Source organism: Parafrigoribacterium mesophilum (assembly GCF_039652555.1).
Lineage (GTDB): Bacteria > Actinomycetota > Actinomycetes > Actinomycetales > Microbacteriaceae > Parafrigoribacterium > Parafrigoribacterium mesophilum.
In genome coordinates, this window is the sequence record NZ_JBDJAF010000001.1 from 1,060,312 (window position 1) to 1,079,840 (window position 19,529).

Annotated in this window: 17 protein-coding genes and 1 tRNA gene; 5 read left to right on the forward strand and 13 right to left on the reverse strand. The window is 66.9% G+C overall.

All coding sequences use genetic code 11. The annotated features are described in order from the left end of the window. Position 1: 1 nt before the first annotated feature. From ABFX56_RS05030 to ABFX56_RS05050, 5 genes are all read right to left on the reverse strand, one after another. The gene (locus ABFX56_RS05030) at positions 2–1,330 is read right to left on the reverse strand and encodes an MFS transporter (protein ID WP_346232169.1); all 1,329 of its coding nucleotides are present in this window, start codon (positions 1,328–1,330) and stop codon (positions 2–4) included. After that, a complete protein-coding gene (locus tag ABFX56_RS05035) occupies positions 1,327–1,797 on the reverse strand; it encodes a MarR family winged helix-turn-helix transcriptional regulator (RefSeq protein ID WP_346232170.1) in 471 nt (156 codons plus the stop codon). Before ABFX56_RS05035 ends, ABFX56_RS05030 begins: the two co-directional genes overlap by 4 nt. Before the next feature lie 171 nt (positions 1,798–1,968). Next, positions 1,969–2,946 carry a ribose-phosphate diphosphokinase gene (locus ABFX56_RS05040; RefSeq protein ID WP_346232171.1) on the reverse strand — a complete coding sequence of 326 codons (978 nt, stop codon included), beginning with the start codon at positions 2,944–2,946 and terminating at the stop codon, positions 1,969–1,971. Between the two features lie 37 nt (positions 2,947–2,983). After that, positions 2,984–4,420 (reverse strand): bifunctional UDP-N-acetylglucosamine diphosphorylase/glucosamine-1-phosphate N-acetyltransferase GlmU, encoded by a 1,437-nt coding sequence (gene glmU / locus ABFX56_RS05045; protein ID WP_346232172.1) that lies wholly within the window; start codon positions 4,418–4,420, stop codon positions 2,984–2,986. Between the two features lie 29 nt (positions 4,421–4,449). Continuing rightward, a tRNA-Gln gene (locus ABFX56_RS05050) sits at positions 4,450–4,521 on the reverse strand. Positions 4,522–4,603: 82 nt separating this feature from the next. Here ABFX56_RS05050 and ABFX56_RS05055 point away from each other — a divergent pair. After that, positions 4,604–5,095, forward strand: coding sequence for a MarR family winged helix-turn-helix transcriptional regulator (locus tag ABFX56_RS05055; protein WP_346232173.1), 492 nt, complete (start codon positions 4,604–4,606; stop codon positions 5,093–5,095). A 21-nt stretch (positions 5,096–5,116) separates the two neighbouring features. Here ABFX56_RS05055 and ABFX56_RS05060 read toward each other — a convergent pair whose 3' ends face one another. The 6 genes from ABFX56_RS05060 to metG form a co-directional block, all read right to left on the reverse strand. After that, positions 5,117–5,455: a TraR/DksA family transcriptional regulator gene (locus ABFX56_RS05060; RefSeq protein WP_346232174.1), complete on the reverse strand. Its 339-nt coding sequence runs from the start codon at positions 5,453–5,455 to the stop codon at positions 5,117–5,119. Between the two features lie 60 nt (positions 5,456–5,515). Next, positions 5,516–7,309: an ABC-F family ATP-binding cassette domain-containing protein gene (locus ABFX56_RS05065; protein ID WP_346232175.1), complete on the reverse strand. Its 1,794-nt coding sequence runs from the start codon at positions 7,307–7,309 to the stop codon at positions 5,516–5,518. A gap of 46 nt (positions 7,310–7,355) precedes the next feature. Further along, a complete protein-coding gene (locus ABFX56_RS05070) occupies positions 7,356–8,291 on the reverse strand; it encodes a 4-(cytidine 5'-diphospho)-2-C-methyl-D-erythritol kinase (protein ID WP_346232176.1) in 936 nt (311 codons plus the stop codon). A gap of 33 nt (positions 8,292–8,324) precedes the next feature. Next, positions 8,325–9,185 (reverse strand): 16S rRNA (adenine(1518)-N(6)/adenine(1519)-N(6))-dimethyltransferase RsmA, encoded by an 861-nt coding sequence (rsmA, locus tag ABFX56_RS05075; RefSeq protein WP_346232177.1) that lies wholly within the window; start codon positions 9,183–9,185, stop codon positions 8,325–8,327. A gap of 122 nt (positions 9,186–9,307) precedes the next feature. Beyond that, positions 9,308–10,279: a TatD family hydrolase gene (locus ABFX56_RS05080; protein ID WP_346232178.1), complete on the reverse strand. Its 972-nt coding sequence runs from the start codon at positions 10,277–10,279 to the stop codon at positions 9,308–9,310. 8 nt (positions 10,280–10,287) lie between these two features. Beyond that, positions 10,288–11,877 carry a methionine--tRNA ligase gene (metG, locus tag ABFX56_RS05085; RefSeq protein ID WP_346232179.1) on the reverse strand — a complete coding sequence of 530 codons (1,590 nt, stop codon included), beginning with the start codon at positions 11,875–11,877 and terminating at the stop codon, positions 10,288–10,290. A gap of 140 nt (positions 11,878–12,017) precedes the next feature. On the opposite strand from metG, the gene ABFX56_RS05090 reads away from it, so the two are divergent. Further along, positions 12,018–12,902 (forward strand): aldo/keto reductase, encoded by an 885-nt coding sequence (locus ABFX56_RS05090; RefSeq protein ID WP_346232180.1) that lies wholly within the window; start codon positions 12,018–12,020, stop codon positions 12,900–12,902. 57 nt (positions 12,903–12,959) lie between these two features. Here the strand turns inward: ABFX56_RS05090 and rsmI are convergent, their stop codons facing one another. Further along, on the reverse strand, positions 12,960–13,784 hold the full coding sequence (gene rsmI / locus ABFX56_RS05095; protein WP_346232181.1) for a 16S rRNA (cytidine(1402)-2'-O)-methyltransferase: 825 nt from the start codon (positions 13,782–13,784) through the stop codon (positions 12,960–12,962). Positions 13,785–13,827: 43 nt separating this feature from the next. Here rsmI and ABFX56_RS05100 point away from each other — a divergent pair, with 43 nt between their 5' ends. The 3 genes from ABFX56_RS05100 (at position 13,828) to ABFX56_RS05110 (ending at position 17,388) form a co-directional block, all read left to right on the forward strand. Beyond that, on the forward strand, positions 13,828–15,447 hold the full coding sequence (locus tag ABFX56_RS05100; RefSeq protein WP_346232182.1) for a dolichyl-phosphate-mannose--protein mannosyltransferase: 1,620 nt from the start codon (positions 13,828–13,830) through the stop codon (positions 15,445–15,447). Between the two features lie 64 nt (positions 15,448–15,511). Continuing rightward, positions 15,512–16,804: an O-acetylhomoserine aminocarboxypropyltransferase/cysteine synthase family protein gene (locus ABFX56_RS05105; protein WP_346232183.1), complete on the forward strand. Its 1,293-nt coding sequence runs from the start codon at positions 15,512–15,514 to the stop codon at positions 16,802–16,804. Further along, positions 16,801–17,388: a CoA-binding protein gene (locus tag ABFX56_RS05110; protein ID WP_346232184.1), complete on the forward strand. Its 588-nt coding sequence runs from the start codon at positions 16,801–16,803 to the stop codon at positions 17,386–17,388. The genes ABFX56_RS05105 and ABFX56_RS05110 overlap by 4 nt, the downstream gene beginning before the upstream one ends. Positions 17,389–17,488: 100 nt before the next feature. Here ABFX56_RS05110 and ABFX56_RS05115 read toward each other — a convergent pair whose 3' ends face one another. Further along, positions 17,489–19,357 (reverse strand): thioredoxin domain-containing protein, encoded by a 1,869-nt coding sequence (locus tag ABFX56_RS05115; protein WP_346232185.1) that lies wholly within the window; start codon positions 19,355–19,357, stop codon positions 17,489–17,491. Positions 19,358–19,529 lie beyond the last annotated feature (172 nt).

A 19,529-nucleotide genomic window follows, 5' to 3' on the forward strand; every position in this document is an offset into this window, starting at 1 on the left:
GCTATGCGCCCGCGGCGTCATCCTGCGCGTGCTGCGCGGCAAGCTTCTGCAAGGCCTGCTCGCGCAGGCCGGCCCGGGTGGGCACCAAGCCGAACCGCAGCCGGGTGTCGGCGTCGTAGCCGATCCGCACCTTGTTCACCTTCATGAGGAACAAGATCGCTGCCGTCGCGGCGGCCAGAGAGACCAGACCGCCGAACAGGATGGTCCATCGCGGACCCCAGGCCTCACCGATCCAGCCGACGATCGGTGCCCCGATCGGCGTCGTGCCCATGAAGATCGCCATGTACAGCGCCATCACGCGACCCCTCATCGCCGGCGCGACCGTCATCTGCACCGTCGCATTCGCCGTGGTCAGCAGGGTGAGGGCGCTGAGCCCGACCGGGATCAGCGCTATCGCGAAGGTCCAGTAGGTCGGCATCAGCGCCGCGATCGTGGCGAACCCGCCGAAGACGAACGCGGAGCCCACCACCAGGCGCGTGCTCGGATGGTCCCGGCGAGCGGCGAGCAGCGCACCGCCGAGGGAACCAATCGCCATGATCGAGCCGAGAAGTCCGTACTCCGCAGCGCCCTTGTCAAACACCAACCGCGCGATGATGGCCGTGGTCATCTGGAAGTTCATCCCGAACGCGCCCACCAACCCGATGACCACGAGGATCAGGATGATATCCGGCCGCGCGCTGACATAGCGCATGCCGTCGCGCATGGCGCCCTTGGTGCGCTTGGGGCCGTCGCTCGTCGCCAAAATGGAAATGCGCATCCGAGTCAGCGAGAAAACAACGGCCAAGAAGGTCGCGGCGTTGATGATGAACACCCAGCCGATACCGATGCCGGCGATGAGCAGGCCGGCGACTCCGGGGCCGATCAGCCGCGCCGCATTGAATGAGGCGCTGTTGAGGCCTACCGCGTTGGGCAGGTCCTCGAGCGGAACCATCTCGGTCACGAACGTCTGGCGCGACGGCGAGTCGACCGCCGCGACGATGCCGGACAACAGGGCCAGCACGTAGACGTGCCACAGTTGAGCGTGCCCGCCGAGGATAAGCAGGCCCAATGCCAGGCTGATGATGCCGGCGGACGTCTGGGTGATCATCAGCACGATCCGCTTGTTGAAGCGGTCCGAAATCACCCCGGCCAGCGGCGCGAGCACGAGGATCGGGCCGAACTGCAGCCCGGTCGTGATGCCCACTGCAATCGCGGAGTTGGTGGTGAGCACGGTAAGCACGAGCCAGTCCTGGGCCACCCGCTGCATCCAGGTCCCGGTATTGGAGATGATGGCCCCCGCGGCCCACACCCGGTAGTTGAAGAAGCGGAGGGAGCGGAAGGTGTGTTTCACTGGGCGGCGTTCATGATCGCGAAGATGCGCGCCGCCTCGGCAAGGGTGGCCCGCTGCTCCGGCTCGAGCTTCGACAGCCTCCGCGACAGCCACGCGCTCCGGCGATGCCGCGTCTCCTTCACAATCCCTAGCCCTGCCTCGGTGAGCTCGATGAGCACCTGCCGACGATCGGTCGGATGTTGCGTTTTGGCCACATAACCCTTGTCGGCCAGGGCGGTGAGTGTGCGCGTCATCGATGGTGGCTGGATTTGCTCGTGATCGGCGAGCTTGCGCGGTGTCATCGGCCCGTGGTGGTCGAGTACGCCGAGCACGGCGAACTGGGACAGAGTGATCGCATCGTCGCTGCGCTCTTGCCGGATGCGCCGGGCCAACTGCAGCACCGCGCTGCGCAGTTCGATGGACAGGCTGGGCGCCCGGCGCGCGGGTGCCACCACCTCAGCGGCGGTCAGGATGCTCGGCTCGGACATGCATCCAGTCTAAACCCAGATCGTTAGCCATGCTAATTAGCCCGGCTCACGAGCTCCCTCCAACCCGTCGCTTTAAACCCGTTTCACGGAGTTTTTGACTTCCGGATGCCTGGTGTAGCGGATCCGAGGCCGTCGGCGACAAAAACTCCTTGAGACGGGTTGCTACGGAGGCTACGCGGCGCCGTCGAACAGGGAGGTAACGGAACCGTCACCGAAGACTTCGCGGATGGCGCGGGCGAGCAGCGGTGCGATGGGCAGCACGGTGAGTGCCGGGAACCGCTTCTCTGGCGGGACCGGGAGGGTATCGGTGACCACGACGGAGGTGATGAACTCGGACTGCAGGATTTCCGGTGCCGGGTCGGAGAAGATGGCGTGGGTGGCGGCAACCACGACGCCAATCGCGCCGGCGTCGCGCAACGCCTTGGCAGCGAGCACGATCGTGCGGCCGGTGTCGATCATGTCGTCGACGATGAGGCACACCCGACCGCGCACGTCGCCGACGATGTCATGCACGGTGACCCGGTTCGGTACCAGGGGATCACGACGCTTGTGGATGATGGCCAGCGGTGAGCTGAGCTTGTCGCTCCAGATGTCCGCGACGCGAACCCGGCCCATGTCCGGGGATACCACGGTGAGGTTGGTGCAGTCGAGTTGGTGGCGGAAGTGTTCGAGCAGCACCGGCATGGCGAAGAGATGGTCCACTGGGCCATCGAAGAAGCCCTGGATCTGGGCGGCATGCAGGTCGACGGACATGATCCGGTCGGCGCCGGCGACCTTGAACAGGTCAGCGACTAGCCGCGCCGAGATCGGCTCGCGGCCGCGGCCCTTCTTGTCCTGCCTGGCGTACGGGTAGAACGGCGCGACGACGGTGATGCGCTTGGCGGAGGCCCGCTTGAGCGCATCGACCATCACGAGCTGCTCCATGAGCCACTCGTTGATCGGCGTCGTGTGGGACTGGATGACGAAGGCGTCGCAGCCGCGCACGCTCTCGTCGTACCTGGCGTAGATCTCGCCGTTGGCGAAGGTGCGCGCATCCGTCGGTACGAGCTCCGAACCCAATTCCTTGGCGATGTCCAGTGCCAGTTGGGGGTGTGCCCGCCCCGAAACGAGAACGAGCTTTTTGTGACCGGTGATCTCGATGCCGGACAAGTCCCCTGCTCTCTGCCGGCGAACCGACGATTGTGACCTAGTCCGCCCGCTCGCCCGAGGCTGCCGCTGCCGTCGCTGCCGCAGAGCCCGGACGGTGTGATTCGACCCAGCCGACTATGTTTCGCTGCGGAGCCACATTGATGGCCAACGCGCCGGCCGGAACGTCCTTGCGGACTACGGTGCCGGCGCCCGTGTAGGCTCCATCGCCAATTCTAACGGGGGCGACGAACACGTTGTGTGCGCCGGTGCGCACGTGGGATCCGACGGCAGTTTTGTGCTTGTTGACGCCGTCGTAGTTGGCGATGATGGTGCCCGCGCCCACGTTGGATCCCTCGCCGACTTCGGCATCGCCGATATAGCTGAGGTGCGGCACCTTCGTGCCGTCGCCGATGTGCGAGTTCTTCACCTCGACGAAGGTGCCGATCTTGCCGTCGGCCCCCAGGTAGGAGCCCGGCCGCAGATAGGCGAACGGGCCGACGGATGCTCCGGCGCCGATCACGGCGAGGGTGGCGTCGGTGCGCTTGACGACGGCATTTTCTCCGATCTCGCAATCCACGAGAGTGGTGTCCGGACCGATTGTGGCGCCGCGCTCGATGGCCGTCGCGCCCTTGATCTGGGTTCCCGGCAGGATTTCGACGTCTTCGGCGAGGGTCGCATCCAGGTCGATCCAGGTGGTGGACGGGTCCTGCACGGTCACTCCGGCCAGCTGCCAGCCGCGCACGATCCGCGCGTTGAGCTCGCGGGCCGCGGCGCTCAGCTGGGCGCGGTCGTTGATGCCGGTGACCAGCCACGGGTCGGACACCGGAACGGCCTCGATGCGCCCGCCGCCGCTGCGGATCTGCTCCGCGGCATCCGTGAGGTACTTCTCGTTTTGCGCGTTGTGGGTCGTGATCTGCGGCAACGCCGTGCGGAGCTCCGTCGCGTCGAACACGTACACCCCGGCGTTGATCTCGGTGATCGTTAGTTGAGTGTCGTCCGCGTCACGGTGCTCGATGATGGCCTGGAAGCCGCCGTCGGCGCCGCGAAGGATGCGACCGGCGCCGGTCGGGTCGTCGAAGAAGGCACTGAGCAGGGTGAGGGCGTTTCCGGCCCGCTCGTGCGCGTCCAGGAGGGCGTCGACGGTCGCCGCATCCAGCAGCGGCACGTCGGCGCTGAGCACGACCACCGAGCCGGTGAAGTCCTCGGGGAGGGCAGACAGCGCCACCTCGACCGCGCGGCCGGTGCCGGGCACGTCGTCTTGATCCACGATGATCGTGTTCGGCGACTGCTGGGAAATCACCTTCGCGATCGCGTCCCGTTCGTGCCGCAGCACCGCGATCACCTGGCCGGCTCCGAGCGCATCGGCGGTGGCGAGTACGTGGCCGATGAGCGGAAGTCCAGCAAGCGGATGCAACACCTTCGGTGTCGAGGACTTCATCCGCGTTCCCGCTCCGGCAGCCAAGATGACCACTGCCACCTGCGATGTTCTCGTCATCCGTGCTCTTTTCCGCGCTCGAGGAGGGGCTCCGCCTCCAGGATTCGAACCTAGACTTAACAGCTCCAAAGGCTGTCGTGCTGCCATTACACCAAGGCGGATCGCCGGGCGACTGCCTCACCGCCCGCGGTAGACAATTCTGCCAGATCGGGCAGGCCTGCACGCAACGCGGATAATAGGAGGATGCCTCCTCGCGACGAAGTCGACCGGATCGTCGACGCCTGGCTCCGCGAGCGGCCGGATCTGGACTTCTCCCCCTTGCAGGTACTGTCGCGGGTGGGACGACTGGCCAAGCACCTGGATCGGGCCCGCCGGGCGGCCTTCACCGCATCCGGGCTCGACTCCTGGGAGTTCGATGTGCTCTCGGCGCTGCGGCGCGCCGGTTCGCCCTATCAGCTAAGCCCGAAAGCCCTGCTGCAGCAGACGCTGGTCTCCTCCGGAACCATGACGAATCGCATCGACAGGCTGGTGGAACGCGGGCTCGTCGAGCGGCGCGGCGACCCGAACGACGGCCGCGGGATCCTGGTGACGATGACCGCCACCGGTCAGACCCGAGTGGATGCGGCGATCAGCCAACTGCTGGAGGCCGAGGCCGAACTGCTGAACAATCTTTCAGTGCCCGACCGGGAGCGCATCGCGACGTTGCTGCGCAAGCTGAGCCTCGACTTCGACTGAGCGGCGCCAGCCCACATCGGATCAAGCACAGTTGATGCAGGTGCGCGCGGCGGGCCGCGCTTCCAGCCTGGCGGTGCCGATGGGCTGACCGCACACCTCGCAGGTTCCGTAGGTTCCGACATCCAACCGCGCCAATGCCGCGTCGATCTGTGCGAGGCGATTGGTCGACTGGACGATGAGCGCCTCGGTCTGGGACCGCTCGAATGCCAGGGTGACGCCTTCCGTGTCGTGCTCGTCGTCGGTGCTGACCGAACGCCTGGCCGCGACGATTGACTCGACGTCCCGCCCCAGGTCCGCCATCAGCCCCTGGGTGCCGGCGCGGTCTGCGATCAGAAGGTCTCGAAAATGCTGCGTGTTCATGCGGGAAAGTGTGGCACGAATCCGGTCGATTGTCCCGGGTCGGTCAGGTGTCTGAGTTGGTCAGGACTCCAGTACTTGGCTCAATTCCAGCCACCGCGACTCGAGCGCACCGAGCGATTCTTCGAGCAACCGCAATTCTTCGGAGAGTGCCCCGAGTCCCTCGTAGTCGCTTTGGTCGAACGCGGCGAACCGCGCGTGCAGGGCATCGATGCGGCCTGTGGTCTTCTCCATTTTGCGGGTGACCGACGCGAGCTCTTTCTGGGCGTTCCGAAGCTCCGCCCCCTGCAATCCGGATGCCGTTGGTGCGGCGGGTGCCGCAGTGCGTGCCGCGTCGGCATCCTGCTTCCTGCGCAGCTCCAGGTACTGCTCCACACCGCGGGGCAGGTGCCGGAATCCGCCGTCCATCACCGCGTACTGCTGGTCGGTGACCCGCTCGATGAGGTACCTGTCGTGTGAGACCACCAGGAGGGTGCCGGCGAAGGAGTCCAGCAGGTCCTCGATCGCGGCGAGGATGTCGGTGTCCAGGTCGTTGGTGGGCTCGTCGAGGATCAGGACGTTGGGTTCGGAGAGCAAAATGAGCAGCAGTTGCAGGCGGCGCTGCTGCCCGCCGGACAGATCCTTCACCGGGGTGGAGAGTTGGGCGCTGGAGAACCCGACCCGTTCCAGCAACTGGGTTGGCGTCATCTCCTTGCCGCCGGTGACATAGCTGCTCTTAAGCCGCCCGATCACCTCGCTCACCCGGTCCTCCCAGACGTCCTCGAGTTCGCCGAGCTGCTGGGTCAGGGTGGCGACCTTGATGGTCTTGCCTCGTTTCACCTTCCCCGAGGTCGGGCTGAGCTCGCCGGAAATGAGGCTGAGGAGCGTGCTTTTCCCCGCCCCGTTGACACCAAGCACGCCGGTGCGCTCGCCCGGCGCGATCCGCCAGGTGATGTTCTTCAGCACCTCGGTCTTCTCGGGCCCCTCCCCGTACGACACGGAGACGTTCTCGAGGTCGACGACATCCTTGCCGAGCCGTTGCATGGCCATCGAGGCGAGCGAGACGGTGTCGCGTGGTGGTGGCTCATTCTCGATCAGTTCGTAGGCCGCATCCATCCTGAATTTCGGTTTCGCCGTGCGCGCCGGGGCACCCCGGCGCAGCCAGGCGAGTTCCTTTCGCATCAGGTTCTGCCGTTTCGACTCGGATGCCGCCGCCATCCTGTCCCGCTCGACGCGCTGCAGGATGTACGCGGCGTAGCCGCCCTCGAACGGTTCGACCTGCCGATCGTGCACTTCCCAGGTGTCGGTGCAGATCTCATCCAGGAACCATCGATCGTGGGTGACGACGGCGAGCGCACCGGAGTTCGTGGACCACCGGTGTTTCAGGTGCTCGGCGAGCCAGGCGATGCCCTCGATGTCAAGGTGGTTGGTGGGTTCGTCGAGGAAGATCATGTCCCAGTCGCCGACCAGCACCCTGGCGAGCGCCACCCGGCGTCGCTGCCCGCCGGACAGGTCGCCGATGACCGCCTCCCAGGGGATGTCGGACACCAGCCCGGCCAGCACGTCGCGGATTTTCGGGTCGGACGCCCAAACGTGCTCGGCGGTCTCGCCGAGGATCGCGCGCTGCACCGTTGCGGCATCGTCCAGCGTGTCGGATTGGTCGAGCATCGCGAGGGTCACCCCGCCCCGGCGGGTGACGCGCCCGGCGTCGGGTTCCAGGCAGCCGGCGAGCATCCGCAGCAGGCTGGATTTGCCGTCGCCGTTGCGGCCGACGATGCCGATCCGGTCGCCCTCGTCGAGTCCGAGGGTGAGACGATCGAAGACCACGCGCGTCGGATATTCGAGGTGGAGCGATTCCGCTCCGAGAAGATGGGCCATTACCTCTAGTTGACCACACCGCCGGGAGCACCGGCGACGCGGCGGGTCAGTCGCCGACCAGGCGGGCTCCGTGTACCGGACCGGTGGCCCGGACCACGTTGATGCGCGCCGCGCTGAGCGCGATCTGCAGTTCCAGCGCGTTGTCGATGTCCGCGGCCAGGAATGCGACCGTGGGCCCGGAGCCGGAGATCATCCCAGCGAGTGCGCCGTTCTCCTCCCCCAACTCGATGATGGTGGCCAGCCCCGGTTCCAGGTGCAGGGCCGGGGCCTGCAGGTCGTTGTGCAACGATTCCGCGAGCATGTGCGGGTCACCGGCGCGGAGCGCCTGGAGCACGTTCGCGTCGACCCGCGGCTGCACCTGAGCGGGGAAGATGTCCTGCGAGTGCCGGTCCCGGTGCCGATCGAGTTCTTCGAACACCTCGGGGGTGCGCATGTCGAAGTCTGCGAAGGCGAGCACCCACTGGAAATGCCCCATCGCCAGTGCCGGGCTGATCTGGTCGCCACGCCCGGTGCCGATCGCCGTGCCGCCGATGAACGCGAACGGCACGTCGGGGCCGAGTTGCACCGCCAGCCCCAGCAGCTCCTCGCGGGGAAGTTCGGTGCCCCACAGCGCATCGCAGGCGAGCAACGTGGCCGCCGCATCCGCAGAGCCGCCGCCCATCCCGCCCGCGACGGGTACGTTCTTGCCGATTTCAAGTCGCACTCCGCCGCGGTAGCCGGTCTTGTGGGCGAGCATGGTGGCGGCACGGATCGCGAGGTTCGAGCCGTCCCTGGCCAGTCCCGCCGTGTCGATCGGCCCGAAAAAGTTGACCGAGAAGTCGTCAGCCGGATACGCGTGCACCTCTTCGCACAGCGACACCGCCTGGTACGCGGTGGCTACCTCGTGCATCCCGTCACTCAGTTGCGCGCCGACCTTGAGGAAGACGTTGATCTTCCCCGGCGCTCGGGCGTGCGCCACCTTGGCGGTGGCCGCTGTGGTCATAGACCCAACCTACTCGAACGCTTTGTCTGCTTTTTACGCGGTGCCGCGTGCCGCCCTGGCGATGTCGAGAAAGTCGTGGACGCTCAGTTGCTCCCCGCGCTGGGTGGGCTCGACGCCTGCGCTCTCGAGCAGGTCGGAGGCCGCGTGGCTGCCCCCAAGCACGCCGGCGAGCGATTGCCGGAGCATCTTGCGTCGCTGACCGAACGCCGCATCCACCAGGGCGAAGGTCTCGGTCCGCTCGCCCTCATCGCCCAGCCCGCTCTCCCGCACCGCGAACGACACGAGGATCGAGTCCACGTTGGGCACCGGCCAGAACACCTGCCGGCTCACCTGTCCCGCCGTGGTGAAGTGGCCGTACCAGGCCGCCTTGACGCTCGGGGATCCGTAGATCTTCGACCCCGGCGTGGCGGCAAGACGCTGGCCGACCTCGGATTGCACCATGATCAGCCCCGTGGTGATGCCTCTGAAGTGTTCGAGCAGGTGCAGCAGCACGGGCACCGAGACGTTGTACGGCAGGTTGGCGACCAGGGTGGTCGGCTCGCCGGGCAGTTCGGTGATCGTCATGGCGTCGGCGGTGACGACGGTGAGCCTCGCGTCAGGTTGCAACAGGTGCACGGTGATCGGAAGTTGCTGCGCTAGCCTCCGGTCGATCTCCACGGCGACCACGCGCGCGCCCACCTCGGTCAGGCCGAGCGTCAGCGAGCCGAGCCCCGGCCCGATTTCGACGACGGTGCGCTCGGCGCTTACTCCGGCTGTCTTGACGATGCGCCGCACGGTATTCGCGTCGATGACGAAGTTCTGGCCGAGCTTCTTCGTAGGGCGAAGATCCAAGGATGCGGCCAGGTCCCGCACCTCGGCCGGTCCCAGCAGTCTCGCCGCGCCACTGTTCGTCATTCAGGACCTCGTGGTGCCGGGGTGGCGGATGTCATGTACCGAATTCTCGCAGGCCTCACCAGTAGACAGCCGTCCCACCATGTCCTGAATGATGAAAGGGCACTAGGCATGATGAAAGGGCACTAGGCGAGGTCGTGTGATGGGGCGGCCGGGTCGTATGGCACAGTGCCGGCCGCAGCATCCAGGTCCGTGGTCCAGCTGCCGTAGACCAGCTCGGTGTTCGAGCTGATCTGCGCGGCGAGCATCGAAACATCGGTGTCCAGGTGCGCGGCCATCGCCCGCAGGGTGTGCGGGATCAGATACGGCGAGTTCGGCCGACCGCGGAACGGTGTGGGGGTGAGGAAGGGGCTGTCGGTTTCGACGAGGATCTGGCTGCGCGGAATCACCTCGAGGGCCTCCCGGAGGTTCCCGGCGTTCTTGAACGTGACCGTGCCGGCGAAGGACAGGTACCAGCCGTGGTCGGCACAGAGTTTCGCCATTTCAGCGTCGCCGGAGAAGCAGTGGAACACCGTGCGCTCCGGCGCGCCGACCCGCAGCAGCGTGGCGATGACCTCGGTGTGCGCGTCCCGGTCGTGAATTTGCATCGCGATGCCGTGCTTCTTCGCAATGGCGATGTGCGCCTCGAACGACCTCAGCTGCGCGGCCCTGCCCTCGACGCCGGTGCGGAAGAAGTCGAGCCCGGTCTCCCCGATCGCGCGTACCCGTGGCCGGGCAGCCAGTTCGTCGATCTGGGCGAACGCCGCATCCAGGGTTCCCTCGGCCTCGTAGCGGGGCGCTTCGTTCGGGTGGATGGCCACGGCGGCGAGCATCCGCGGTTCCCGGGACGCCATGTCGGCGGACCATCTCGAGGTTTCCAGGTCGCCGCCCACTTGCACGACGCCGCGGATGCCGACGCTGCTGGCTCGGTCGAGTTGCTCGCGGTAGTCCAGGCCGGCGCCGGAGTCGCTGTCCGGGCCGTCGGCGATCTCCAGGTGGGCGTGGTTGTCGTAAACGCCGACGACCAGCGCTTCCGGCAGCGGTGGGTAGCTGAGGTCGCGGGTGTGGCCGTGTTCGGTCTGTGGGTCGCGGTGCCGGATGTATGCGGAGTCGGTCATGGTGCGGCCTAGCTGGCGGAGGCTTCCGCGGCGCCGTCGACGTGCTCGATGCGCGGGAACAGCGCGTCCAGGGCACTGACCTGGATGCCGGCCGGCAACTGGCCCCACGCGCCCGCGTTCCGGATCGGCTGGTCGGTGAGTGCGCCGAGCGCCTGCCGCGCGCCGAGGGCGTCCCACAGTTTGGCGGTGGCCTGCGGGATCACCGGCGACAGCAGCACCGCGAGCGCGCGCAGTCCCTCCAGGGTGGTGTACAGCACCGTGCCGAGCCGCTGCCGGTTGGCTTCGGTCTTGGCGAGCACCCATGGCTCCTGGATGGTGATGTAGCCGTTCAACTCGTCGACGACGGTCCAGATCGCGGCAATCGCGTCGTGGATCGCCAACTCCTCGATGGCCGCGTCCGCCGCCGTGGCCGCCCGGGCGAGCGTGGTTTGGATGCCGAGATCGGCGTCCAGGTACTGGTCCGGAGTGGGCACCGTGCCGCCGAAGTAGCGGGACACCATGGCAATGACGCGGGATGCCAGGTTGCCGAAGCCGTTGGCGAGTTCCGATTGGTAGCGGGCAGCCAGATCCTCCCAGCTGAACGAGCCGTCCTGGCCGAAGTGGATCGCGCGCATGAAGTAGTAGCGGAACGCGTCGGAACCGAACGTGTCGGTGATGTCGCTGGGGGCGATGCCGGTGAGCTTGGACTTGGACATCTTCTCGCCGCCCACCAGCAGCCAGCCATGGCCGAACACCTTCTTCGGCGGTTCCAGGCCTGCGGCCATGAGCATGGCCGGCCAGATCACGGCGTGGAACCGGGCGATGTCCTTGCCGACCAGTTGCACGGCGGGCCAGCGGCGCTGGAAGTTCGCCTCGTCGGTACCGTAGCCGATCGCGGTCACGTAGTTGAGCAACGCCTCGAACCAGACGTAGACGACGTGGCTGTGGTCCCACGGGATGGTGATGCCCCAGTCGAAGCTGGACCGCGATACCGACAGGTCGTCGAGGCCTTGTTTCACGAACTGGATGATCTCGTGGCGCACGCTGGCCGGTTGGATAAAGTCGGGACGCGCCTCGTAGAGGTCGAGCAGACGCTGTTGGAAGTCGCTCATCCGGAAGAAATAGTTACGCTCCTTGAGCACCTCGACCGGGCGGCCGTGGATCTTGCAGACCAGCTCGCCGTCCGCTTCCATGAGGTCGTCGGCCTGTTTGTACTCCTCGCAGCCGACGCAGTAATAGCCCTGATATTCGCCGGAGTAGATGTAGCCGTCGTCGTACAGTTTCTGCAAGAACAGGGTGACGGCCGACTCGTGCCGCTCATCGGTGGTGCGGATGAAGTCGTCGTTGGCGATGTCGACGGTCTTCAGCAACGGCTGCCAGGCATCCACGACGAGCTTGTCGGCCCATTGTTTCGGTGTGGTGTCGTTGGCCACGGCAGTGCGCAAGATCTTCTGGCCGTGCTCGTCGGTGCCGGTGAGCAACCAGGTGTCGTCGCCGGCCTGCCGATGCCAGCGGGCGAGCACATCGGCCGCCACCTCCGTGTAGGCGTGACCGATGTGGGGCACGTCGTTGACATAGAAGATTGGCGTCGCAATGTAAAAGGAATCGTCAGCGGCCATGCTGAACATCCTAATTGCCGCAGGTCTCGGCACCCGATCTCGTGACGCCGGCGACCGCCGCACGGTGGACCCGTTCCTCAACTGGCGCCGCTCTTAAACTGACACCGCTCTTAAGCTGACACCGCTCTTAAGCTGACACAGTGAGAACACGAACCTTGGGAACCCGTACCGTCAGCGCCATCGGACTCGGCGGCATGCCGCTGTCTATCGAAGGGCGGCCAGATCGATCCCGCGCCATCGCGACGGTGCACGCTGCGCTGGACGCGGGTGTCACCTTCATCGACACCGCCGACGCCTACACCATGGATGCCGACGGGCCCGGCCACAACGAGACTCTCATCGCCGAGGCGCTCGCGTCGTACCCCGGCGACACGTCTGGTGTCCTCGTGGCCACCAAGGGCGGACTGCTCCACCTCGACGGGCACCGCTGGCCGAACGACGGCAGCCCGGATCACCTGCGGGAGGCGGCCCTCGCGTCCCGGCAGCGGCTCGGCGTCGACGCGATCGACCTGTACCAGTATCACCAGCCGGATCCGAAGTGGGACTTCGCCGAATCGATGCGCGCGATCCGCGAGCTGCTCGACGACGGGGTGGTGCTGCAGGTCGGGATCTCCAACGTCACGGTGGAGCAGATCGAGATCGCGCAGGATGTGCTCGGCGGCCGGCTTGTCTCCGTGCAGAACAGGTTCTCACCGGTGTACCGCAAGTCCATGCCAGAACTGGAATATTGCGGTGCGCACGGCATCGCGTTCTTGCCATGGAGCCCGCTGGGCGGCATCGGCAACGGGGAAGCGGTGTACGCCGAGCAGCACCTGTACGCCGACGTGGCCGCGGAGCTCGGCGTCAGTCCCCAGCAGGTCACCCTCGCGTGGGAACTCGCGCTCGGCGATCACATCATCCCGATACCGGGATGTTCCAGGCCGGCCTCGATCATCGACTCGGCGCGCGCCGCGGAACTTGAGTTGAGCTCGGAGCAACTGGCCCTGCTGTCGGCGACCGTCCCGGCAACCTCCGCGCTCCCCTAACCTCCTCCCAGCACCCGGAACTTCATGCGCGGCAGGCCGTTACGGGTGGGGCAACGGTCAGGGTGTGGCCCGCGCGGCCAATGCTCCCTCATAAAGTTCACGCCGGCTCAGCCCGGTGCCCTCGGCGACCTGGCCGCAGGCATCCTTCAACCGGATGCCGTCCGCCACAAGCTCCAGCACCTGCTCGATGCCCGCCGGCAGGTCCGCCTCCGGCTCAGCGGCACCCTCCACCACCAGGCAGATCTCGCCCTTCACCCCGTCGGCGGCCCAGGCGGCCAGTTCGGCTGCGGTGCCGCGCTTGATCTCCTCGAACAGTTTGGTCAGCTCCCGGCATACGACGACCCGCCGGTCGTCGCCGAAGGCGGCCGCGACCTCCGCCAGGCTTGCCGCGAGCCGGTTGGGCGATTCGAAGAAGACCATGGTGCGCCGCTCCCGCGCGAGCGCCGCCAGCGACTTGCGGCGGTCGCCGCCCTTGCGGGGCAGGAACCCCTCGAAGCAGAACCGGTCGGTGGGCAGCCCGGACACGGCGAGCGCGGTAAGCACCGCCGACGGCCCCGGCAGCATCGTCACCCGCACTCCGGCGGCCGCCGCGGCCGCCACGAGCGGGAAGCCGGGATCGCTGATCGCCGGCATGCCCGCATCCGTCATCACCAGCACGTCCCGCTCGCGAGCCAGTTCCACGATCTCGCCGGCCTTGGCATCCTCGTTGTGCTCATGCAGCGCGATCAGCCGCGGATGATTCTCGATACCGAGCGCACGGAGCAGGTGAATGGCGGTGCGGGTGTCTTCTGCGGCGATCACCTCGGCGCTGCCCAGTGACTCGATCAGCCGCCGGGAGGCATCGCCGAGGTTTCCGATCGGCGTGGCGGCGAGAATGATCATGGCCTCAGTCTGACAGGCGACGCAACCGCCTAGCATTGCCTGTGTGACCAGCGCATCCGATCGCGACTTTCAGAGCGTGATCGTGGGACCTGACACGACGCTCGCGCGGCCGGAGCCGACCGGTTCACGACTGGACGCCTGGTGGGGCCGGATGCTGTCGACTCCGGCCCGGCAACGGGCCTGGGCATGGGGCGGGCCCCTGGCGGTTACCGTGCTGGCGGCCGTGCTGCGCCTGTGGAATCTGGGCTACCCGCACTCCCTGGTGTTCGACGAAACCTACTACGTCAAAGACGCGTACACGCTGGCGCACTTCGGTTACGAGGCGGCCTGGCCGACCGATGCCGACAAGCAGTTCAACGCCGGCGACGTGGCCGTCTTCACGGGCTCGCCGGCGTTCGTGGTGCATCCGCCGCTCGGCAAGTGGATGATCTCGCTCGGCCTTGCCGTGTTCGGCGCGGAGTCCAGCGTCGGCTGGCGCATCACGACCGCCATCATCGGCATCCTCGCGGTCGCCCTACTGTGTGTGATCGCCAAGTCGCTGTTCTCCTCCACCCTGCTGGCAACCATCGCCGGAGGGCTGATGGCAATCGACGGCAACGCGATCGTGATGTCCCGCGTGGCCCTGCTGGACAACTCGGTGATGTTCTTCGTGCTGCTCGGCTTCGGTGCCGTGCTGCTGGATCGCAGGCAGAGCGCCACGCGGCTGGCGCGGTGGCTGGCGCGACGCGCGGATGCCGGCCGATCCATCGACTGGGGGCCCAGCCTGTGGTGGCGGCCCTGGCTGGTCGCGGCCGGCGTCGCGTTTGGCGCCGCCACGGCGGTGAAGTGGAACGGCTCGTACTTCCTGGCCGGATTCGCCATTTATACGCTCGTTGTGGATGCTGTCGCCCGACGCCGCGCCGGGGTCACGTTCTGGGGCACCGGCACGCTGGTGAAACAGGGTCCGGCCAGTTTCCTGCTCACCGTCCCCGTTGCGTTGGCCGTGTTCCTGACCGGCTGGACCGGCTGGTTCGTCACCGACGGCGGCTATTACCGGCACTGGGCGGAACAGGCCGGTAACGCGCTCACTGGGGCGCTGTCCTGGGTGCCGCTGTCCTGGCAGAGTTTCTGGCACTACCAGGCCAGTGCGTATTCGTACAACGTGGGGTTGCATCAGCCGCACTCCTACCAGGCCAATCCCTTGAGCTGGCTCTTCCTGGTGCGCCCGACGGCGATGTATTACGCGGGTGAGAAGTGCCCGTCGGGCTCCTGCGGCGAATTCATCACAGAACTGGCGAATCCGCTGATCTGGTGGGCGGCCACGGCGGCGTTGTTCTACCTGATCTATCGGTTGATCCGGTACCGGGAATGGCGGGTCGGGCTGATTCTCGCCGGGGTCGCCGCCGGCTACCTGCCGTGGCTGTTGTACCTGAACCGCACCGTGTTCCAGTTCTACACGATCGCGTTCGAGCCCTACCTGATCCTCGGTCTGGTCTACGTGATGGGTTTAGCGCTCGGCTCGCGAGAAGATGCGACCTGGCGGCGCATCGGCGGCATCCGCGTCGTCGCGGCCTTCCTCGGCCTCGCCGTGCTGCTCAGCGCGTTCTTCTACCCGGTGTGGACCGGCATGCGGGTGCCGGTCGAGTTCCTCACCCTGCACTACTGGTTGCCCACCTGGCGGTAGCGCGTGTTACGGCATGTAACGCTGGAGGTTTCACCCGCGGCGCGGCGGGCGGTACCGTCGTTGCATGGCAGACAGGGAATACGGGTTCCGCACGCGCGCGATCCATGCCGGCAACATCCCCGACGCGGTGACGGGCGCCAGAGCGCTACCGATCTACCAGTCCACGGCGTTCGTGTTCGACGACACCGCGGATGCCGCCGCCCGCTTCGCGCTGCAGAAGTACGGCAACATCTACTCCCGGGTCGCCAACCCGACGGTGGCGGCGTTCGAGGAGCGCATCGCGAGCCTCGAGGGCGGCATCGGCGCGGTCGCGACCTCCAGCGGGCTGTCGGCCCAGTACATCCTCTTCGCCTCGCTGTGCGGCACCGGCGACCACATCGTGGCCTCGGCGGGCCTGTACGGCGGCACGGTGACCCAACTCGACGTCACGCTGCGCCGGTTCGGGGTGGAGACCACCTTCGTGCCCGGCACCGACCCGGCCGACTACGCCGCGGCGATCACCGACAAGACGAAGCTGATCTTCGCCGAGTCGATCTCGAACCCGTCCGGTGAGATCGCCGACATCGAGGGTCTCGCCGAGGTAGCGCACGCTGCGGGCCTGCCGCTGATCATCGACTCGACGTTCGCGACACCGTACCTCAACCGCCCGTTCGACTGGGGCGCGGACGTGATCATCCACTCGGCCACCAAATTCCTGGGCGGCCACGGCACCACCATGGGCGGGGTGATCGTGGAGTCGGGGCGGTTCAACTGGAACAGCACGCGGTTCCCCTTGTTCGACGTGCCGGTGCACACCTACGGCGGTCTCAACTGGGCGGACAACTTCGGCGAGTACGCCTTCCTCACCCGGCTGCGCGCGGAGCAATTGCGCGACATCGGCCCCAACCTCGCCCCGCATTCCGCGTTCCTGCTCGCTCAGGGGATCGAGACGCTGCCGGTGCGCATGGAGGCGCACGTCGCCAACGCGCGCATCGTCGCCGAGTGGCTGGAAGCGGACCCGCGCATCGAGTTCGTCAACTGGGCCGGGTTGCCGTCGCACGTGCACTACGAGCGCGCCAAGAAATACCTACCGAAGGGCCCGGGCTCCATCTTCAGTTTCGGAGTCAACGGCGGCCGGGACGTCGGCCGCGCCTTCATCGAGTCGGTGGAGTTGGCCAGCCATGTGGCGAATGTGGGCGACACGAAGACGCTCGTCATCCACCCCGCATCGACCACCCATGGGCAACTCACCGAGGAGCAGCTGGCCGCCGCCGGTGCCATTCCCGGGCTTGTGCGCATCAGTGTAGGAATAGAAGACCCTGAGGACATTGTTTACGATCTTGACCAGGCGCTGACGCTGGCCACGAAGGGAAAATGATGGGCACCGCAGCCGCTGATACGACGACCGTCACGACGCAGCTGGCCAACGGCCTCAGTTGCGAGATTCCGGCGACATCGCCGCTGGCCAAACTCCTGAAGTCGCAACGCACCTGGTTTGGCCCCGGTGCCAAGGAGCGCCTGCGCATCCTGCAGGAGGCGAAGTCCGTGGCGATCGTCGGAGCCTCGCCGAAGCCGTCGCGGGCGAGCTACTTCGTCGGCACCTACCTGCTGCAGTCCAGCGACTACCGGGTCTACTTTGTGAACCCGAACGCGGACACGATCCTCGGCCATAAGGTGTATCCGGACCTGGCGTCGCTGCCAGAAGTGCCCGACATCGTCGACGTTTTCCGCAAGGCCAGCGACATCCCGTCCGTCATCGACGACGTCGTCGCGATCGGCTCCCCCACCGTGTGGGTGCAGCTGGGCATCTGGAACCAGGATGCCGCGATCTACGGCGAGAGCAAGGGACTGAAAGTGGTCATGGACCGCTGCATCAAGGTGGAGCACGCCCGCTTCCACGGCGGGCTCTACCTGCTCGGCTTCGACACCGGGGTAATCTCGGCCCGCAAGACCGCGCGCTGACCGCGCTCACCGCCGAGCTCACCGCCGAGCGATAGGTTTCCGGACGAGAGTGTGCGCCGCGGCGGTCACAGTGGTCCGGAAGACCATCGCTCGGTTCGACTCAGCCTGCCGCGAGCTCGGTGGCAAGCGCATCCGGGTCCGTCAACGGCAGGCGGCAGACGAAGTCGCGGCAGAGGTATGCAGTGGGCGCACCGCCCTGCGCCGTGCGACCCTCGAACAGTTCGAACCCGGCCGCAGCGAATGCCCGAGCCTGGTCGGTGGTGAGCACCGAGGTGATACCGACGTCGTCTCGGCGTCGCGCGACGGAGGCCACGGCGGAATCCTGGATCTCGCCGACCACCACGAGTTGGCTGGATGGCCTGGTCAGCCGGCACATTTGCGCCAGTGCTGCCCCGAAGGAAATCGGCCGCCCGATGGCCGTGGAGGCGAACGCGGCCATGGTGCGGATCGCCGCGTCACGGTAGGGGGCGTGTCCGGTGAGCAGGTAGAGGCGCTGCGCGGCGGCGGACATCGCAGTGAGCCCGGACGGGTAGGCACCTTCGGAGAGGTCGGCCGGCAACACCATGCCCTGGCCGGCGAGCACCGGGTCGGCGCCGCCGGGCACGGCGAACGGAAAGGGGCCAGACTCCCCCGCGGCCATGGCCGCGTCCACCAGCGTGCTGGCGATGCTGGCGTAATGGGCATCGCCGGTGACCGCGGCCAGCCGCAGCAGGCCGGCTGACAGCAGTCCGTAGTCCTCCAGGGTTGCGGATGCCGTGGAAACCCTTTGTCCGATGGAGGCGCGGGCGAGCCTGGCGTCCGCGAGCAGGTGATGGGCGATGAGATAGTCGGCCGCACCCCTCGCCGCATCCATCCATTCCGCCCGGTCGTGCACGAAGCCGGCCAGCGCCAACGCGTCGATGGCCAGTCCGTTCCAGCCGGTAAGCACCTTCTCGTCGATGGCCGGAGGCGCTTGCGCTGACCTGGCCAGCGCATCCAACTTGTAGTAGCCGCCTTCGACACGCTGCCCGTCGACCGTGCTCTCGCTGTCTTGGGCGGATGCGAATCCGCCGTCGGACAGCCGCAGCGTGGTGAGGAGGTAGCCGGCGATGCCCTCGATGATGGGCGCGAGCGTGTCGGCACGCTCAGGCATCCGCACGCTCAGCCTCACGTAGGCGGTGAGCAGCTGTGCGTTGTCGTAGAGCATGCGCTCGTAGTGTGGGTCGGTCCAGTCGCGCTGGGTCGAGTAACGGAAGAACCCGCCTTCGACATCGTCACGCAGCCGGGACGCCGCCATGGCGGTGAGGGAGCGATCCGCCAACGCCAGCGCATCCGGATGCCCGGAGGCGAGCAGGAAGTCGAGCACCGGCACCATGGGGAACTTGGGGGCGGTGCCGAAACCGCCGTATTCCGGGTCCTCGGAGGAGATCAGTTGGCCGATCGCGGTGCCGATGGCCGCGGCATCCGGAAGCTCACTGCCCGCGTGGTGACCGGACTTCGCGAGCGCCTCGGTGACCGAGGCGGCATTCGATTCGACCGCCTCGCGTCGGTCGTGCCACGCGTTCAGCACCGCCTGAAGAATTTGGCGGAACGCCGGATGCCCGCCGCTGGGCTGCGGAGGCCAGTACGTGCCGGCGAAAAACGCCCGGCCCTCGGGCGTCACGAAGACGTTCAGCGGCCAGCCGAGGTTGTCGGTGAACGCCCCGGCAGCCGCCAGGTAGCTGGAGTCCACATCCGGGTACTCTTCGCGGTCGACCTTGATGGCCACGAAATTCTCGTTCATGAACTTGGCAAGTTCCGGGTCGCTGAAGCTCTCCCTGGCCATGACGTGGCACCAGTGGCAGGTCGAGTAGCCGATGGAGACCAGCACCGGAACCTGCCGTTGCTTCGCCTCGGCGAACGGCTCCGCTCCCCACTGCCACCAATCAACGGGATTGTCCGCGTGCGAACGCAGGTAGGGGCTGACGGCATCGACCAGGCGATTCGGCATGCCTCAAGCGTAGACGCGCCGCCGGCTCCCGTCTCCAGTGTTTCGCGGCATGCGATCTCACCGATCCCCCACCCATCCCGTTTCAAGGAGTTTCTGACCTGTTTGGGCCCGGCTATGGGGAGCAGGGGCCTCCAGGACAGAAACTCCGTGAGACGGGATTAAGAGACTCCGT

Bases quoted from the DNA above. Each gene is read 5' to 3' on its own strand.
- ABFX56_RS05035 (WP_346232170.1), bottom strand. From the start codon at position 1,797: ATGTCCGAGCCGAGCATCCTGACCGCCGCTGAGGTGGTGGCACCCGCG.
- glmU (WP_346232172.1), bottom strand. From the start codon at position 4,420: ATGACGAGAACATCGCAGGTGGCAGTGGTCATCTTGGCTGCCGGAGCG.
- ABFX56_RS05055 (WP_346232173.1), top strand. From the start codon at position 4,604: ATGCCTCCTCGCGACGAAGTCGACCGGATCGTCGACGCCTGGCTCCGC.
- ABFX56_RS05060 (WP_346232174.1), bottom strand. From the start codon at position 5,455: ATGAACACGCAGCATTTTCGAGACCTTCTGATCGCAGACCGCGCCGGC.
- ABFX56_RS05065 (WP_346232175.1), bottom strand. From the start codon at position 7,309: ATGGCCCATCTTCTCGGAGCGGAATCGCTCCACCTCGAATATCCGACG.
- ABFX56_RS05070 (WP_346232176.1), bottom strand. From the start codon at position 8,291: ATGACCACAGCGGCCACCGCCAAGGTGGCGCACGCCCGAGCGCCGGGG.
- rsmA (WP_346232177.1), bottom strand. From the start codon at position 9,185: ATGACGAACAGTGGCGCGGCGAGACTGCTGGGACCGGCCGAGGTGCGG.
- ABFX56_RS05080 (WP_346232178.1), bottom strand. From the start codon at position 10,279: ATGACCGACTCCGCATACATCCGGCACCGCGACCCACAGACCGAACAC.
- metG (WP_346232179.1), bottom strand. From the start codon at position 11,877: ATGGCCGCTGACGATTCCTTTTACATTGCGACGCCAATCTTCTATGTC.
- rsmI (WP_346232181.1), bottom strand. From the start codon at position 13,784: ATGATCATTCTCGCCGCCACGCCGATCGGAAACCTCGGCGATGCCTCC.
- ABFX56_RS05105 (WP_346232183.1), top strand. From the start codon at position 15,512: ATGGCAGACAGGGAATACGGGTTCCGCACGCGCGCGATCCATGCCGGC.
- ABFX56_RS05110 (WP_346232184.1), top strand. From the start codon at position 16,801: ATGATGGGCACCGCAGCCGCTGATACGACGACCGTCACGACGCAGCTG.
- ABFX56_RS05115 (WP_346232185.1), bottom strand. From the start codon at position 19,357: ATGCCGAATCGCCTGGTCGATGCCGTCAGCCCCTACCTGCGTTCGCAC.